Source organism: Streptomyces sp. NPDC025273, from assembly GCF_040638585.1.
Classification (GTDB): Bacteria; Actinomycetota; Actinomycetes; order Streptomycetales; family Streptomycetaceae; genus Streptomyces; species Streptomyces cinereorectus.
The window spans coordinates 1-14,759 of record NZ_JBEZYP010000023.1; the positions used below are offsets into that span (position 1 = coordinate 1).

Annotated in this window: 15 protein-coding genes; 5 read left to right on the top strand and 10 right to left on the bottom strand. The window is 68.8% G+C overall.

Annotated elements, in window-relative coordinates:
* Positions 1-409: 409 nt before the first annotated feature.
* Positions 410-1,960, bottom strand: coding sequence for a hypothetical protein (locus AB0F38_RS27970; protein ID WP_361899037.1), 1,551 nt, complete (start codon positions 1,958-1,960; stop codon positions 410-412).
* Positions 1,961-3,095: 1,135 nt separating this feature from the next.
* Between AB0F38_RS27970 and AB0F38_RS27975 the strand changes: the two genes are divergently transcribed.
* Positions 3,096-3,800 carry a restriction endonuclease gene (locus tag AB0F38_RS27975; protein ID WP_361899040.1) on the top strand — a complete coding sequence of 235 codons (705 nt, stop codon included), beginning with the start codon at positions 3,096-3,098 and terminating at the stop codon, positions 3,798-3,800.
* 39 nt (positions 3,801-3,839) lie between these two features.
* On the opposite strand, the gene AB0F38_RS27980 is transcribed toward AB0F38_RS27975, so the two are convergent.
* Genes AB0F38_RS27980 through AB0F38_RS28015 form a run of 8 tightly spaced genes read right to left on the bottom strand, consistent with a single transcriptional unit; the run spans position 3,840 to position 10,999 of the window.
* A complete protein-coding gene (locus AB0F38_RS27980; protein ID WP_361899042.1) occupies positions 3,840-4,433 on the bottom strand; it encodes a histidine phosphatase family protein in 594 nt (197 codons plus the stop codon).
* The gene (locus AB0F38_RS27985) at positions 4,426-5,187 is read right to left on the bottom strand and encodes an SDR family oxidoreductase (RefSeq protein ID WP_361899044.1); all 762 of its coding nucleotides are present in this window, start codon (positions 5,185-5,187) and stop codon (positions 4,426-4,428) included. Before AB0F38_RS27985 ends, AB0F38_RS27980 begins: the two co-directional genes overlap by 8 nt.
* Positions 5,172-6,308: a hypothetical protein gene (locus tag AB0F38_RS27990; protein ID WP_361899047.1), complete on the bottom strand. Its 1,137-nt coding sequence runs from the start codon at positions 6,306-6,308 to the stop codon at positions 5,172-5,174. Before AB0F38_RS27990 ends, AB0F38_RS27985 begins: the two co-directional genes overlap by 16 nt.
* Positions 6,305-7,465, bottom strand: a complete 1,161-nt coding sequence (locus tag AB0F38_RS27995) for a glycosyltransferase family 9 protein (RefSeq protein ID WP_361899050.1) — start codon at positions 7,463-7,465, stop codon at positions 6,305-6,307. The genes AB0F38_RS27990 and AB0F38_RS27995 overlap by 4 nt, the downstream gene beginning before the upstream one ends.
* Entirely contained in the window at positions 7,462-8,037 is a 576-nt protein-coding gene (locus AB0F38_RS28000) for a phosphoribosyltransferase (RefSeq protein WP_361899053.1), read from the bottom strand. Before AB0F38_RS28000 ends, AB0F38_RS27995 begins: the two co-directional genes overlap by 4 nt.
* A 47-nt stretch (positions 8,038-8,084) precedes the next feature.
* Positions 8,085-9,884 (bottom strand): DUF4254 domain-containing protein, encoded by a 1,800-nt coding sequence (locus AB0F38_RS28005; protein ID WP_361899056.1) that lies wholly within the window; start codon positions 9,882-9,884, stop codon positions 8,085-8,087.
* Positions 9,881-10,528: a hypothetical protein gene (locus AB0F38_RS28010; protein ID WP_361899059.1), complete on the bottom strand. Its 648-nt coding sequence runs from the start codon at positions 10,526-10,528 to the stop codon at positions 9,881-9,883. The genes AB0F38_RS28005 and AB0F38_RS28010 overlap by 4 nt, the downstream gene beginning before the upstream one ends.
* A gap of 3 nt (positions 10,529-10,531) precedes the next feature.
* On the bottom strand, positions 10,532-10,999 hold the full coding sequence (locus tag AB0F38_RS28015) for an NUDIX domain-containing protein (RefSeq protein WP_361899062.1): 468 nt from the start codon (positions 10,997-10,999) through the stop codon (positions 10,532-10,534).
* A gap of 213 nt (positions 11,000-11,212) precedes the next feature.
* On the opposite strand from AB0F38_RS28015, the gene AB0F38_RS28020 reads away from it, so the two are divergent.
* Genes AB0F38_RS28020 through AB0F38_RS28035 form a run of 4 tightly spaced genes read left to right on the top strand, consistent with a single transcriptional unit; the run spans position 11,213 to position 14,111 of the window.
* Positions 11,213-12,337 carry a helix-turn-helix domain-containing protein gene (locus AB0F38_RS28020; RefSeq protein WP_361899065.1) on the top strand — a complete coding sequence of 375 codons (1,125 nt, stop codon included), beginning with the start codon at positions 11,213-11,215 and terminating at the stop codon, positions 12,335-12,337.
* A gap of 22 nt (positions 12,338-12,359) precedes the next feature.
* Positions 12,360-12,929: an isochorismatase family cysteine hydrolase gene (locus AB0F38_RS28025; RefSeq protein WP_361899068.1), complete on the top strand. Its 570-nt coding sequence runs from the start codon at positions 12,360-12,362 to the stop codon at positions 12,927-12,929.
* Between the two features lie 4 nt (positions 12,930-12,933).
* On the top strand, positions 12,934-13,848 hold the full coding sequence (locus tag AB0F38_RS28030; protein WP_361899071.1) for an FAD-dependent oxidoreductase: 915 nt from the start codon (positions 12,934-12,936) through the stop codon (positions 13,846-13,848).
* A 50-nt stretch (positions 13,849-13,898) separates the two neighbouring features.
* Entirely contained in the window at positions 13,899-14,111 is a 213-nt protein-coding gene (locus AB0F38_RS28035) for an NUDIX hydrolase (RefSeq protein ID WP_361899074.1), read from the top strand.
* Between the two features lie 165 nt (positions 14,112-14,276).
* Here the strand turns inward: AB0F38_RS28035 and AB0F38_RS28040 are convergent, their stop codons facing one another.
* The gene (locus AB0F38_RS28040; RefSeq protein ID WP_361899077.1) at positions 14,277-14,492 is read right to left on the bottom strand and encodes a hypothetical protein; all 216 of its coding nucleotides are present in this window, start codon (positions 14,490-14,492) and stop codon (positions 14,277-14,279) included.
* Positions 14,493-14,759: the final 267 nt, after the last annotated feature.

Below are 14,759 nucleotides of genomic sequence, written 5' to 3' on the forward strand. Positions count from 1 at the left end.
ACCACCGTCACGTTCCCCACAGCATCCAGCCGGGCAAGGAAACGCTCCCTCAGCCTCGCAACGTCATCGCGTCCAACGACCACGGTCCTCGCAACCCCCACAGATCGCGGGTGTTGCGAGGACCGTTAGAACCCAAGTTTCCCGGTCGAGGCCTTCTGCGTATTGCCCGGTGAGAGCAATGGCGGAGGATACGAGATTCGAACTCGTGAGGGGTTGCCCCCAACACGCTTTCCAAATGTTCGTACGGGGGTTCGGTGGAGGTCGTACCCGTTCTGACCTGCGGCGGAGCGTGCGGGGTGGCCCTGTCCGGACCGGGCCGGACGGGGGAGAATGAGACCAGGACTGAGACCAGCCGAGCCCTTCGGCCTCTACTGACGGTCCCCCCGTTACGGATCCGCAGCCGATCGGGTCAGGACAGGCCGTACAACTTCAGCCCGACGTGGTCGACGATCCAGCGGTATGCCTGGCCGTCGATCGCGAAGTAGATTCGGCCCACCCGGTCCTTGCTGGTGTGGTCATCGAGCTTGATGTGGGGCTGCCGATCCCAGGTCCCCTCGTCGAAGTTGAACTCGTGCAGCCCCTTGATCCGCAGTGGTTCGTCTTCAGGCGCATAGGTCAAGGCCGTTTGGTTGCCGATCCAGGAGACCAAGGATTCACCGACCTTGCTCTTCTTCCCCCTCCATGCCTTGGCGAGAGCGGCCAGCGAGTCCAGTGCCTCCCTCATACGCTCGAAGTCCTTGTACGAACACTTGCGCCACTGCGTCTTCGCGTTTGGTGTGAAGACGAGAGCTCCCCCGGATTCCTGGGTCCACCGGTCCCAGTCACTGGAGAAGTCGCGGCTGACGGAGACCAGGTGCTGTGCTGCCACCTCAGCCGGCTCTGCAGGCGAAGGCGCCTCCTCGGCGTCGAGGCGAGCCTCCAGGTTCGCAACGTCGATCTCCAGCCTGCCGACCTTGCTTTCCAGCACCTCGTTTTCTTCGAGAAGCTTGAGGGTCTGACTCCGCTCCTCCGCCAGCTTTGCCTTCAGGAGCACGATCTGTTCGGTCTCGGCTTCGCCTGCCAGGCTCTCGAGGATGGAGTTCGTCTCGGCGGAGCGGACTGCGTCCCAGTGGCGATCCCTGCCTCGTGCGACAACACTGAGAGGGGCGAGGAGTCGCATCATCGTGCGCAGGAGCGCCTCATGGTCGCCGCAGAGTTCGCTCGGCCCCCACCATGGATTGCGGGCTTCCAGCGTGGGCCAGTACAGCCGCGCACCGTCCCTGGGCAGCAGGCTTCGGTCCACGCTTGTGTTGAAGGAATCGAAGGCCAGCCAACCCGAAACCACCACCACATGGGCTAGACCTGCAAGACGGCGTGCGGCTTTGCGCGCGAAGGCATCCGTAGGCCCCATCATGCGGATTGATGAGACGGCGAGGACTGGAAGCCGCCTCTGTGGGCTGCCCAGGCGCTCCAGCACCGCGGGCACCTGAGCGGCGAGGACCGGCGTCGCGGCTGCGGCGATCTTGTCGGAACCCTCCGCGCGATGGAGGTCGGGATCAGCCATGATTCCGTTGAGCGCGCGAGGCGGCTTCAGGTCTTCCACTGTCGCTGGCGCGAGCACGCCACCACTCTTCCGCCCCATTGCGACACGGAAGCGCGTCTTCTCGTCGTATTGGGATGCAGTCAGCTGACATACGAACCGGCCGCCTCGAGGCAGGTCCTGTTCGATTTCCATCCGCAGGGCCCGCACATCGTTGCTGACAGCGACAGGGGTCCAGGTCACGTGCTGGTCGGGCCTGCCAGGGCCGTGTCCAGGGACCGTGATCTGGCCGCTGTCGACCATGAGATCCGTGGCTGACAACCCGGTCGATCCTGGGTCGAGGTGCTCTTCCATATGTGACAGGAGTCGATCGAAGGCGGCTGAGGCGCCACCTTCACCCGCCACGCCTACCTCGAAGCCGACGACGTACAGCTGCTGCATTGAGCCCCCTTACACCGTTCGAGGTTCAGGGCGACGAGTCCTGCCCTCCGCGCCAGAACCGGGGCAGCATACTGTCACGGCAACACCCTTACGGCGCAGTCATGTTCGGCGCATGAGGGCAGCGCCTGCCCCTCCTCCGGCAGTCCGAGCGAACGAAATCGGTCAGCAGTTGAACGGCACCCTGTTCGCTGCGCTGTCTGACTAGGCTTGATCGCGCTACGCAGCCGATCAAGACCTCTGACAGACACGCCGGAGTGACAGTGGCCAATCCTTTCGCGCCGCCGCCGAAGAACGCACAACGGCCACCCTGGTCTGCGTTAGACGAGTACCTGTGGCACACGTGCGACATTCTCGCCGATCTCCTCGAAGGCAGAATGGCTGGCCGCCCACTCGTCGCCACGACCGCCCCGCTCGCTCAAGGAGACCGCGCCCTTGCCGTCGGGCCTGGGCAGCGTTCGACCTGGCGAGTCCTGGGAAACGGGAGATATCAACACAGCAACGTGGTAGCGGCCGGTAGTCCGGCCTTCGTCATCGGCAGTTTGGTGGGCTCTGCGCTCGGCAACTCCTCTCGGCGTCGTCAAGCGGAGCGCGATGCACAACCGCGGTGGGTGCTGGACGGTGCGGGAGAGGTGACCATAACCCTGCGGAGGCTGTTCTTCGCCCATCCGCTAGCTGAGCTTGACCTCGACTGGAGGGCGCTCAGCACGATCGATCTCGTAGCCCCGCATGTGTTCCAGACAAGCTTCGTTAACACCCGCGGGCAACACGCGACAATCCGTGTGCACACGCCGTGGGCATCGCTCATCTTCGTCGTCGCTGCTGTTACGGCGTTCCCAGCTCACCCCCGTCTACTTGGGCGAGGGTGGCTGCCAGCAGACTTCGAGTCGCGATGCGCAAGCATCGGGCGCCCATGTCGCCCAGCTGCCCAGCTTGCGTCGGATGGACGCCGGCAGTGATTGGGAACGAGCGGAAGCCGACGTGCCCCATCGCGATATCGGTCGCCGTTACCGGGCGGATGAGCCGTCCCTCATAGGCAAGATGAACGGAGCACCGGTTGCCAGCCATTGGCTGATCGGCGCCCTTACGGTTCAGTGCCTCCTCCTTGATCCTGCTGTGCTGGACTACAGGGAGGGTCATGGCGGCGGCACGGAAGCGGCGGGTATCGGCTGCGCGCAAGCGTCGCCAGCAGCGACTCAAGATCGGATCCCTTGCTGGAGGCGTGAGCGTTGTCGTGCTGGTGGCCTTCTGGAGCGAGGTCTGGCCCTACCTGGCGGGTGCGCTCGTGCTTGGCGGCGCCGTCAGCGGCGGGTGGTGGCTGTGGCGCACCGATCGGTTCATCAAGGGCGGCGATCGGCAATGGAGGCATGACGAGGCCGTAAAGGCGGGGCATCGGACGCTCGCTGAGGTCGACGCGATGACAGGAACGGAGTTCGAGGACTTCGTCGTGGAGTTGTGTCGGCGAGATGGGTGCAGCGACGTGCGGAGGGTCGGCGGCTCCCACGACAACGGGGCTGACGTGTTGGGGTGCCTCCCCGACGGGCGGACCATGGTGATCCAGTGCAAGCGGTACACGCCCAAGAGCAAGATCCCCAGCCGGGAGATGCGGGATCTGCTGGGTGCGAGTGTGCACTTCAGGGCAGACGTGGCGATCTTCGTGGCCACCACTTACTTCAGCGGGCCGGCCGAGAAATTCGCCACGGAGAACGACATCCTCGCCGTCCATCGCGATCACCTCGGGCTGTGGAACAACGGCGCCTCGTTGCTGTCGCTCGGCGCGGTGAACGGGCTGGGGCAAGGGGATCGACGGCATCGGGCGCGCTGGAAGGAGACGTACGAATAGGAGGGCCTCCGGGCAGGCGTAGTGGCTGGGGGCAGCCACTTACTGGGCAGGTCGCTGAAGGCCGGGTGCGGCTCGTTGATGGGCAGGCAGCAGACGGCGCTCGGCGAACTGCCAGGGCGCTTTCGCGGCGGTTGTGAAGGCGGCGGGGCCTTCTGGGAGGTGGGTGAGGACGCCGAGGAGGAGGGTGTGGGAGACGGCCAGGAGGGAGCCGTGGCGCCCAGCGCTGTTGTGCAGGAAGGCGGCGCAGTGGCGGGCGCGGGTGTGGAGGTCGGTGAGGCTTTCGCCGTCTTCGCAGCGTAGGGAGGGGCTGGCGATGCGCCGAGCTCGCCAGGCGCGGTAGGCCGGCGGGTAGGTCTCGGCCGTGCGGCCGAGAACGATGCTCGGGGCGCGCCATTCGGCAAGGAGGCCGGAGGTGGCCACGATCGGCAGGCCCGTGAGGTGCGAGACGAGGGTGGCGGTCTGACGGGCGCGGGGGATCGGGCTGGTGACGATCGCGGTGACGCCCTCAGGGAGGGGCAAGGAGCGGCGTACCTGCTCGCGGCCCTCCTGCGTGAGGGCGGCTTCGTGCGGGGCGTGGTAGCCGGGGCGGTGACCTTCGTAGGCGCCGTGGCGCATGAGCCAGATATCAGCCAAGGATCCAGCCTCCGTCGACGCGCAGGGTCTGGCCGGTGATGAATCCAGCGTCGTCGGCTGCGAGGAAGGCGACGACCGCGGCGATGTCCTCCGGGCGGCCCCGGCGCTGGACGCACTGGCGGGCGAGCTGCCGGGCGGTCATGGCTTCCGGGTCGTCGACGACGGTGTCCTCAGCGGGGACGCGGATGGAACCGGGGGCGACACAGTTCGCGGTGATGCCGACTGGGCCGAGTTCGCGTGCGAGGGCACGGGTGAGTCCTTCGAGGCCGGCCTTGGCACTGATGTAGCCGGCGAGGTCGTGGCGGCCCGCCGTGGCGAGGACTGAGCCGATGGTGATGATCCGGCCCCAGCCGGCGGCCGTCATTGCAGGGGTCAGCTCGTGGGCGAGGAGGTAGTGGCTGGTCAGGTTAGAGGCCAGAGCCTCGTCCCAGTGAGCCGGCGTTGTCTCCGTCCACGTGCGGCGGGGGTAGGCGCCGGCGTTGCTGACCAGGATGTCGATCGGGCCGAGCTGGTCGTGGGCCTGGTGGCATAGGGCGCGCACGGCCTCGGCGTCTCGGAGGTCGGCTGCCAGGGAGATTGCGGCGCCGCCGCTGCCGGTGATGTGGGCGGCGAGCTCGGCTGCGGCCAGGCCGTCGTCGAGGTGCGCGAGGGCGACGGTGGCGCCGTCGGCAGCGAGACGGCTGGCGATGGCCGAGCCGAGGCCGCCGGTGGCTCCGGTGACCAGGGCGGTGCGGCCGTTCAGGGGGCCGGGCATGGCGACTCCAGCGGGCAGAAGTAGGTGGTCGGGTCGAAGGTGGGGCTCATGGCCTCGGCGAGCCGGGCGAGGAGGACGAGCCGGTCCTCAGAGGCCAGGTCGGCCAGGTTGTAGACGCCGAGGATGCGCATGGCGAGGTAGGGGCGGAGCAGGTTCGCCAGGTCCTCGCCGGGCCAGAGACGGTCCGCGACTGGTCTTACGAGCTTGTTCCAGTACGCGGTCATGGCGGCTCGCCGGGGTGCAGAGAGGCGCGGCGTGTAGTCGATGTGGATGGTGCTGGTGGTGTGGTCGACTGCCGCTCGTCGGATCTCGGGGGTGTTGGCCGGGACGTAGGTGAAGGTGGCTGGGTGGTCGGCGAAGGCGGTCGGGTTGTAGGTGGGTACGAGCCAGCCGCCGAGAGCGGAGGCGTACCAGAGAAAGTTGGCGAACTCGCCGGGGATGCTGTTCATCCCTGCGGTGTCGTAGTCGAACCAGGCGAGCGGATGGGCGAGGTTGACGTCGGTGGGGTCACCCTGGGTGAGGGCCGCCCATACCGGTTCTGCCGTGGCGAAGTGCACGCGCAGCCAGCGGAGGGTGGCAGCCCAGTCGAGGCGGTGTCGGCGGCCGTTGATGCTCAGGGTGTAGGTCCCGAGGCGGGAGACCGGGATGTCGATGAGGCCGTCGGCGATCAGAAAGTCCTTGCCGGCGTAGTACGTGTCGAGTCGGCCGCCGGGTGCCGCGCGGTCCCAGTACAGCTTGCGGACGACGTTCGCAGGATCGGCCGGCCATGACGTTGTGAGGATGACCTCCTGATACGCGGCCGTGAGTTGGTCCATGTAGGTGCGGAGGTCGCCGCTCGGCTCGTCCGCGTTGAGGAGGTCGAGCAGGAGGCCCTGGTCGGTGCTGCCAGGGAGGCGTTCGTACGCGAGCAGGTGCCCGCCCGGGACGCGCAGGTGGGCGTGGAGGGCGGGGACGCGGTAGTGCCGGGCCAGGCGGGCGTGGCCGCGGATCTCCTCGCGAGCCTCGGCCGGGTTGCGGGTGTACTTCAGGAGCAGCGAGTGGCCGAAGAGGGCGACCGGGCAGAGCAGGTTGCGGGTGAAGCGTCGCACCGGCCCGACCCGAAAGAGAGGCTGGAAGGTCATCGCCCCACCTCGTTGAGTAGTTCGAGGCCGACCTGGGCCAGCGCGGCGGGCGGGAAGGCGTCCATGTGCATGTCTGTGTCCGGGGCGATGGCGTCGCGGACGGGGCAGAGGTCGCCTTGGTGCATGCGGTCGGACAGGTTGGTGGCGACGGCGTGGTGGTGCGGCAGGCCGGTGCGCCATTTGCTGTGGCTGTGGCGCGCGTACAGGCCGATGACCGGCGGGCCACCGCCATCCCGGCCGCCGCGCGCCATCGCGGCGAGGTGGGTGAGGCCGGTGTCGTTGCCGACGATCAGGTGGCAGTGCGGGAAGAGGTCGACGAGGCCGTCGGCTGGCATCCCGTCGATGTGGAGGGCTTGCACGTGGCGACGGGGAGCCTCCGTCGTGACGCGGAGGCCGTCGCCCGGGTTGCCGCCGATGAGCAGCAGCCGGGCCTGGGCCTGTTGTGCCTCGGCGATGTGCTCGGCAAGGGCGATGTAGCGCTGGGCGGTGTAGTCCTTGCGCTCCGGCCAACTGGTGGCGGTGATGGCGGCGATGGTCAGACCGCCCAGCCAGCCCACCGAGCGCAGCTCCTCCACGAGGTTGTTCGGCCCGGTCGCGAGGGTGGGAGCGAAAGGAGCCGTGCCGGGCAGGCGGATGCCTAGGCGGCGCTCCAGAGCCAGGTAGTGGCGGGCGGGCAGGTCCGGGTGGGCGCGGCCGTCGCTCGACCAGCACGGCGGGGCGGCTGGGTCGAGCACCAGGCTCACCACCGCCTCCGAGCCGTGCGCCTCAATGCCCGTGCGGTCGCCGATCACGGCTCGCCAGCCGCTGGGAGCGGTGGCCTGGGGCTGCGTGATCAGCCCAGTGCGGGCGATCAGCCCCGCGTACGGACCCACCGCCCGGACGGCCACGCGTACCGACCGCAGCCGCAGCCAGTCGAGGACCGCGCGGACCCCCGACAGTGCGAGGAGCGTGTCACCGAGCTTCCCCTCGAAGGCCACTACGATCTCGCCGCACCCGCTCAGGCGGTGGACAAGCTCGGCGGAGGCAGCCAGCGGGAGCGGTGCGCCGATGGGAACGCTGTCCCGGTCGTACCCGAGCGGGGTGGTGTGGACGGCCCCGGCGGGGATGACGAGGGAACCGTGGTGGAACCGGATCCCCGCCGGGGCCACAGCTGTCATTCCGCGCCCTCGATCGTGGTGAGCGAGACGAGCGGCACACCGAGGTCGGTGAGCAGGTCGCGGGCTCCGCGGGTCGTGTCCTCCACCAGGCAGGCCGCCGCCAGTGGGACGGCGCCGGCCTCGCGGAGCCGGCGGGTGAGATCGGCCAAGGTCCGGCCGGTTGTGATCTCGTCGTCCACGATGATGATGCGCTGGCCGTGGGTGATGCCGTACGCGAAGACGTCGGTGCGCATGGCGTGGGGCTCGCTGAAGCGGACCGCGCCGTCGAGGGGGAGGTGCAGCTTCCAGGCGATCTTGTATGGGAGCTGAGCGGCGCCGGCGACGGAGACGGTTGGCAGGATGCCGCCGGCGTCCAGGCCAAGAAGGAAGTCCACGGAGCCGAGCCCTTCCGGCACCTGCTCCTGGAGCAGACGCCACAGATCGGCTCCGGTGGTGGCGAGGGTGTCGGGGTGGACAGGGTTCTCCAGGCCGTCCAGGGAATGGATGACGCGCTCGCGGCGGCTCGTGGCTCCAACGCTGAGCCGTTCGACGATCCGGGCGGTGAAGGGCGGTACGGCGATGGTTTCGGGCATGGCGAAGCTCCTGTCGGACGGAGAACGAGGAAGGAGAGGGAGACTGTTCAGGCGGCGAGCTGGGCGGCGTACCAGGTGAGGAGCTGGTCGACGGCCACGGTGACGGGCTTGAGGACGAGCTCGACCTCGCCGTCGCGCCAAGCGCTGGAGATCTCGGCCAGGGAGGGCACCGAGAGGGCCGTCAGGCCCGGCATGCGGGAGGCCACGGCGAGGATCCGATCGGGGCCGGACTCCCACTGGTTGTGCTCGCGCAGGAGGAGGCGGCAGGCGAGCACGAGGTGCTTGTAGAGCTGCCGCAGCGCGGTCGGCCCCGCGTCGGCGCGCAGACGGCGCATGGTCAGGATGACCTGGGGGAGTTCCCGGACAGCGGCGAACGCCAGCTCGCCTCTGCTGATCTTCGGCAGTTCGAGGCCGGGTGCGGCATGCAGGACAGGGCTGCCCTGCTGGAGCTGGTGGAGGGCGAACGCCAGGCGCGGGGTGAGGCGTCGGGCGGTCAGTTCGCCGGGGGTGACGAGGGTGGGGCCGAGGGAGGCCGCACCGCCGAGGGCCGTCCGGTACTGCTCCAGGGCTTCGTGGACCCGGCCGATGGCCTCGTGTTCGGCGATCACGAGGAGGTCCAGGTCGGACCAGCTGGCGATCCAGCTGCCCTCGCCGGGGCTGCCGGTCAGGGCGGCGAGCCGAACGCCGGGGCCGTAGGCCCGTACCGCGTCGGTGAAGTCGGCCGTCGCCGAGGCTATGGCGGCAGGCAGTCCCAGCCCGTACGGAGTGGCCGCGCGCAGCGACGTGGATGCGGGCGGGGCGGCGATGCGCCGGAGCCGGGCGCGGAGGGCGGCGATGCTGCCGGTGTTGTCGATGACGTGGTCGGCGAGCGCGGCTACCTGGTGGGCGCCACGGCTCATCTTGATCTCGTCCTTCGCGGCGACGGCCTGTGCCGGAGTGCCGGACCGCTCGACGCGAACGGCGAAGGAGGCGTCCAGGTAGACGATCTGGAGTGCGTCGTTCATGAGTCGCTTGAGCTCGGCGATCGAGGCGTCGTCGTGGACGGACTCGATGGTGAACAGCTCCGTGTCGACGTGCGCGTCCGCGAAACGGTTCAGCTCACCGAGCAGCAGCTCGGCCTGCCGGCGGGTCGACAGGGCGTACGGGTCCGCGAGACCCTCCCGGTGGGCCGCCTGCCGTAGGAGGAAGCCGATCTTGAAGCGTTGCGCACCGCATGTGCGCTGGACGAACTCGGCGCTGGTGCTCTTGCCGCACTCGCTCAGTCCACCGAAGGCGAGGACCCGGCGCAGACGCCGACTCGGCTTGATCTCTTCGGGGGCGGCGTCGTCCCGGCCGTACAGCTTGAAGCGAGCCGGTATGGGGAGTCGGCGGCGGCCTGCGACAACGTCGGAGACCAGCGCGTCGAGGGCGGCGCACAGTTCCTCCCGTTGGCCGTGAAGGGCGGGGACACGTCGGCGGGCCAGCTCGTCCCGGGCGGCTGCCTGCTCGCTGTGCCAGATCCGCAGTGTCAGCACCGAGAGGCGGTCTACGACGGAGGCGAGCGTCTCGGTGTGCAGCGGTGCGTCGGCGCGGCCTGCGTCGGCCAGTGAGCCGAGGATCTCGTCAGCCCGCTCGGCGAGCAGGTTGCGTTCGGCGTTGAGCTGGTCGATCTCTCGCTTGCAGTCGGCGACCTGGGCGGCGGAGAGTAAGGTGCCGCGCACCCGGTCTTCGGTGTCCCACAGGTGCCCGTTGACGGTGTGGAGCCGGGTGATGGTGTCGTCCAGGCGGTTCCGGTCCTTGTCCTGGAGTGCTGCCACGGTGCGGGACAGACTGGGTGGTAGGACCAGGGGCGGGGAGTTCTGAGTCATCGGGGACTCCCGTCGGTGAGTCGGCTGAGGCCGAGGCGATCGAGCACGTCGCTGTGCACGGCGTCCAAGGAGCGGTCCTCGCAGTCGACGACCGCGGTGAACGCACCGTGGTCAACCTGGTGCAGCAGGACGGCGTGCAGCGTCTTCTGGTAGTCCGGGTAGATCCCGGTCCAGGGTCGGCCCTCGCGGGCGCTGGTGATGGCGTAACTGCGTTCGGCGTCGGATGACGGGAGCAGGAGGAGGGAGGTCTCGGGTGTAGCGGCCCGCGAACCGGCGATTCCCGTCACGGACTTGAACGCTTCGCCGACGGTCAGCCCGTCCTTGACCACGCAGGTCGCAGCGGCCACGGCGAGAAGCATGGGCAGGCCCCGGTCCAGCAGACCCGTACGCCCGGTCTCGCGGGCGGCGGTCCGCTTGGCATGACCGGCGAGCAGCATCTCGGTCAGCTCGACGGTCGTGGACGTCTGGAACCACCACCGGGCGTAGTCGCCGGCGGCCACCAGTGCCCAGGGCTCGGGATCGTGCTCGTGGACCGCGCCCAGCGGCTGGAAGCGGTCCCACCGTTCGGCCAGCCGCACCAGGTGGGTCGTCTTGCCGACGTTGTCAGGGCCGTTGAGGCTGACGAAGTCCGGGACTTGCGTCATCGCTCACGCCTCGCGGATCGGGGTGTCGAGGACGGAGGTGATCGCGCACGTGTTGGCGGCAATGAACTCGGCGAGCTCCGGGGGCATCAGGTTCAGTTCGCGGACCGCCTCGCCGGTGAACGGGACGCGTACGACCTCGTACTCGCCCCGTTCCGGCTTCGCGAACTCCGTTCCCGTACGCGCGGCCAGGTCCATCAACTCCAGGCGCGCGGCGAAGATGTGCTGGACGCCGACGCCGTCCTCCAACTGGTCGGTGATCAGATGGACCAGTTCGGCGCGCGCCAGCTTGCCGCCGAGCTCCTCGAACACCTCGCGGTGCAGAGCCGACTCGATGGTCGCGTCGTCCGCCTCGACCCCTCCGCCGACAGCCACCCAGTACGGCTCCCTGCCCGGCTTGGTGCGCTTGATCAGGACCAGTTCGTCGCCATCGAGGAGGATGGCGCGGGCGTTGCGCTTGACGATGTCGATCATGCCGGTTGCTCCTTCTGGTGGTGGTGAGAACGGCGGAGGGGCTGCCTGGTGGTGGCCGGCCCCGACGCGGTGGATTCAGCATGGAGCAAGACGGTTGCGGAGTGTGATGTACGGGCGCTGCAGCAATGCCGCACCACTGCTGAACAAGGCTGGCTACGCTGGTCGTTCGGTCGTTCCACCGGGTGATGGACAGGGGGTACCACGGTGGTCACGGTGCAGAGATGGTCCGGCCGGGAGGCCCGGCTGCTACGCGACGCCCTGCGCATGAGCCTGCGGGATTTCGCCGCCTACCTGGGGGTCAGCGACCGCACTGTGTCGAACTGGGAGGCAGGCGGTGCCGGTTACCAGCCCCGCGCCGAGTCCCAGGGCATTCTCGACACCGCGCTTGGTCGCGCGCCCGACGACGCGAAAACCCGGTTCGCGGAAGCGCTGGGAATGAGTGACGCGGCTGCACCCGTCACAGGACGGATCGAAGTCGACTCCCACAAGTTCCTGCCGGTCTTCATCGGCGTCGAGCGCGCCGGCCGGCTCCGGGAGCATCTGACACCGAGTGTGGACGCCCAATGGCTGGAGTCCTCCTCGACCCGACTGGACCACCCCGAGGCCCAGAGCTGTGTCCTGCACGTCTTCGCGTGCGGGGTAGCCGTCTTCCACCTTGTCCAGCCGCACGAACCTGCCGCGCTGACCGACTTGGCCGTCTGGCGCTACCGCTCCTACGCATCCGACCTTCCCTGGGCCCGGGACAAGATCCGCGAACTCCTCGACGGGGACCACGCCGGGGCCTCCAACCCTGAATACGTCCTTTCCCTCTACTGCCTCACCTCCGGCCCGTGGGCCGGAGACGCCTACGACACCGCGCTGCGCCTGCTCTCCACTCCCTCGGTTCTGGTCGACCGCGGGGCGCCGGGTGGTCCCGCGCCCCTGGCCTGCACGGTCGAGGAGTCGCTTCTTGCCACCGGTTTCGACCACCCGGACATCGTTTCCTTCGGTGTACGGGGAGTGTCCACCGCCTACGCCGGCTGGTCCGGCGTCGCCTACGCCTCCCACTCCAGCGAGCGCAGCCTCACCACCGACGAGCTGGTCGCCTGCGAGCTGACCGTCCAGGCCCTGTGGTGTTTCACCCGCCACATCCAGCAGATGGTCGAGGACGGCCAAGACCCCTCCATGCCGGAGCGGTACGGCTGGCGATTCCTGCGCGCCGCCGCCTCCCGGCTCACCACCGCCCGTGCTCAGGAGACCGCGCAACACGTCCTGATGCGGGAGGCCATCATGAAGACCAGCGGATTGGCCGAACGGCTGCGCACCGCACAGGAAGCTCTGCGCGAGAGCGCCGGCTGAGAACGGGCAGGAGTGAGAGCCGATGGACATCAGCAGTGCCGCACTGGTCGTGATCGACATGCAGAACGGCTTCGTGAACCACCACAGTCGCCACGTCGTGCCCGCAGTCGCCGACCTCGTCGCCAGATGGTCCGCCGCCGGGCGCCCTGTCGTCTTCACCCGGTACTTCAACTATCCCGACAGCCCCTACGAGCGCTTCTTCCAATGGCGGCGGCTCCAGGAACCACCCGAGACCGACATCGTTCCCGAGCTCGCCGAGGCGGCGGGCCACGCGCACGCAGGCGTCGACAAGACCGGATACACGCTCTTCACACCGGAGGCCGCAGAACTGCTTCGCCGGGCCGGCTGGACCGACCTCGTCTTCTGCGGAATCGCCACCGAGAGCTGCGTTTTGAAGTCCGCCGCAGACGCCTTCGAGCACGGATACGCACCCTGGATCGTCACGGACGCCTGTGCCAGCGACGCCGGCCCGGACGTCCACGACGCCGGTCTGCTCGTCGCCCGGCGCCTGATCGGAACAGGCCAACTCGTGGACGCCGAACATGTGATGGGCCAACTCTCCACGCGTCTAACGGATCCGGTGCTGGAATAGCCCCATGGCCGACACACCGCTCGACACCGACCTGATCATCATCGGCGGAGGGCCGGCTGGCTGCGCCGCCGCCCGCATGGCCGCTGGCGTGGGCATGCGCTCGATCTTGGTCGAGCCGGACCGGCTGTGCCGCAATCTTTATCGGATCCCGGCCTTGAACAACGTCCTCGGCGGCCACACCAACGGCACCGACCTGGCCGACTCCATCGTGGCGGAACTGAAGGGCACCGAGCTGTGCCGCCTCGAACTCGGCAGGCGCGTCACTGAACTCCGAGCCGATGACGACCAGGTGACCGTCACGGTCGACACCGGTGCGCGTCTCACGGCTCCGTACGCCGTCGTCGCCACCGGCGTCGGCCCCCTCCAGCCTCACGACGTCACCTGGATCACCGCCCCCAGCGGCCGTGTCCTGCCTCCGCTCTGGGAGGCCGAAGCTGACGACGCCCAGGGTCGCACCCTCCTCGTCCTGGGCGGTGACCGCCCGATCGGCACGTTCCTGCGCGCCCACCCGACCACAGACACCCGCCTGCTCGTGGCGTACCCGGCAGCCGACACGTACAAGATCGAGGAAATCCGGGACGACCCCCGCGTCGCCCTCGTTCCCGTCGAGCACCTGACGTTGAAGGCCGAAGAGGGCACATCGGTGTGGGCGGACGCAGTGGGCCAGGACGGCACGCGGCGGACGATCACAGCGGATTCGGCCTACCTCAGCATCGGCAACGCCCCGACCGCCCCGCCCGGCGATCTGACCCGGGGCCCGGACGGATACTGCCCGCCGACCGACCAGCATCCCCGCATCATCGTGGCCGGCGACCTCCGCTCCGCCCGCTTCCAACGGATCATGACCGCCCTGGGATCAGGCAGCGAGGCTGCCCTACACGCCTACTACGCGGCCAGGGACGTGCCCCTGAAGGGCTGAGGTCATGATGGCGGGATACGCGACGACCCAGGCACCCGGGGGAGATCTCCGTGACCAGTGAGACCAACCAAGCAGTCGCAGCCGCTGTCGTCGTGCAGGACGGGCATGTCCTGCTCGTGCGAGGTCGCGTGCCGGAGGGCGCGCTCACGTGGCAGTTCCCGGCGGGGAAGGTCGAGTCTCAGGAGACTCCAGGGGAGGCAGCGACGCGTGAGACCTGGGAGGAGACCGGGCTGCTGGTGACTCCGCAGACCGTGCTTGGGTAACGCGTCCACCCCATGACGGGCCGGGAGATCCATTACATCGCGTGCAGACCCTCTGGCGGCGAGGCGGGCATCGCGAGTGCGGACGAAGTAGCCGATCTGGCTTGGGTCGCGCACGGCGAGATTGTCTCCCGTGCCGCCGTGCGCCCCGGCCCTGCCTCGGTCGACTCAGCTGTCTACCTCGCTGACCTTGGCGGCCGACGCCTGGCCTTCGCCGCCCGCGAGCACGCGGAGCAAGTGATTGCCCAGTGGAGCGAGGACCGGCCAGGCCAGGCGGCACAGGTCGAGGAGATGGGGCGGGAACGCTGGGAGGCCGAGGCGGGAGGTGGAGCCCAGCTCATCCGCCATGAGGTTCCCGACCGCCGAATGGTGCACCACGCTCATGCCGTGTTCCTGACGGGAGGTGAACGGCTCAACGTCGGGAGTCCTGCCCGATGGTCGACATGGGCCTGGGACTTCGAGCCCGATCTGTACACGGACCTGCCAGTCCGCTGGCACACTTCTCGTCGGCCAGGCCAGGAGGTCGAGGCCCACGTGCGGGGCACGGACGAGAACGCGGTCTCGTCGGCCTACGGGGAGGCGTGCGCACAGGCTGTGGACCGGGCGCGTAATCCCGCCACGTACGGCGATGGGCAGAGTTAGCGGCCCGCA

What these genes read in the sequence shown, in the direction of transcription:
- AB0F38_RS27970 (WP_361899037.1), bottom strand. Translation starts at nt 1,960, where the DNA reads ATGCAGCAGCTGTACGTCGTCGGCTTCGAGGTAGGCGTGGCGGGTGAA.
- AB0F38_RS27975 (WP_361899040.1), top strand. Translation starts at nt 3,096, where the DNA reads ATGGCGGCGGCACGGAAGCGGCGGGTATCGGCTGCGCGCAAGCGTCGC.
- AB0F38_RS27985 (WP_361899044.1), bottom strand. Translation starts at nt 5,187, where the DNA reads ATGCCCGGCCCCCTGAACGGCCGCACCGCCCTGGTCACCGGAGCCACC.
- AB0F38_RS27990 (WP_361899047.1), bottom strand. Translation starts at nt 6,308, where the DNA reads ATGACCTTCCAGCCTCTCTTTCGGGTCGGGCCGGTGCGACGCTTCACC.
- AB0F38_RS27995 (WP_361899050.1), bottom strand. Translation starts at nt 7,465, where the DNA reads ATGACAGCTGTGGCCCCGGCGGGGATCCGGTTCCACCACGGTTCCCTC.
- AB0F38_RS28000 (WP_361899053.1), bottom strand. Translation starts at nt 8,037, where the DNA reads ATGCCCGAAACCATCGCCGTACCGCCCTTCACCGCCCGGATCGTCGAA.
- AB0F38_RS28005 (WP_361899056.1), bottom strand. Translation starts at nt 9,884, where the DNA reads ATGACTCAGAACTCCCCGCCCCTGGTCCTACCACCCAGTCTGTCCCGC.
- AB0F38_RS28010 (WP_361899059.1), bottom strand. Translation starts at nt 10,528, where the DNA reads ATGACGCAAGTCCCGGACTTCGTCAGCCTCAACGGCCCTGACAACGTC.
- AB0F38_RS28015 (WP_361899062.1), bottom strand. Translation starts at nt 10,999, where the DNA reads ATGATCGACATCGTCAAGCGCAACGCCCGCGCCATCCTCCTCGATGGC.
- AB0F38_RS28025 (WP_361899068.1), top strand. Translation starts at nt 12,360, where the DNA reads ATGGACATCAGCAGTGCCGCACTGGTCGTGATCGACATGCAGAACGGC.
- AB0F38_RS28030 (WP_361899071.1), top strand. Translation starts at nt 12,934, where the DNA reads ATGGCCGACACACCGCTCGACACCGACCTGATCATCATCGGCGGAGGG.
- AB0F38_RS28040 (WP_361899077.1), bottom strand. Translation starts at nt 14,492, where the DNA reads ATGAGCGTGGTGCACCATTCGGCGGTCGGGAACCTCATGGCGGATGAG.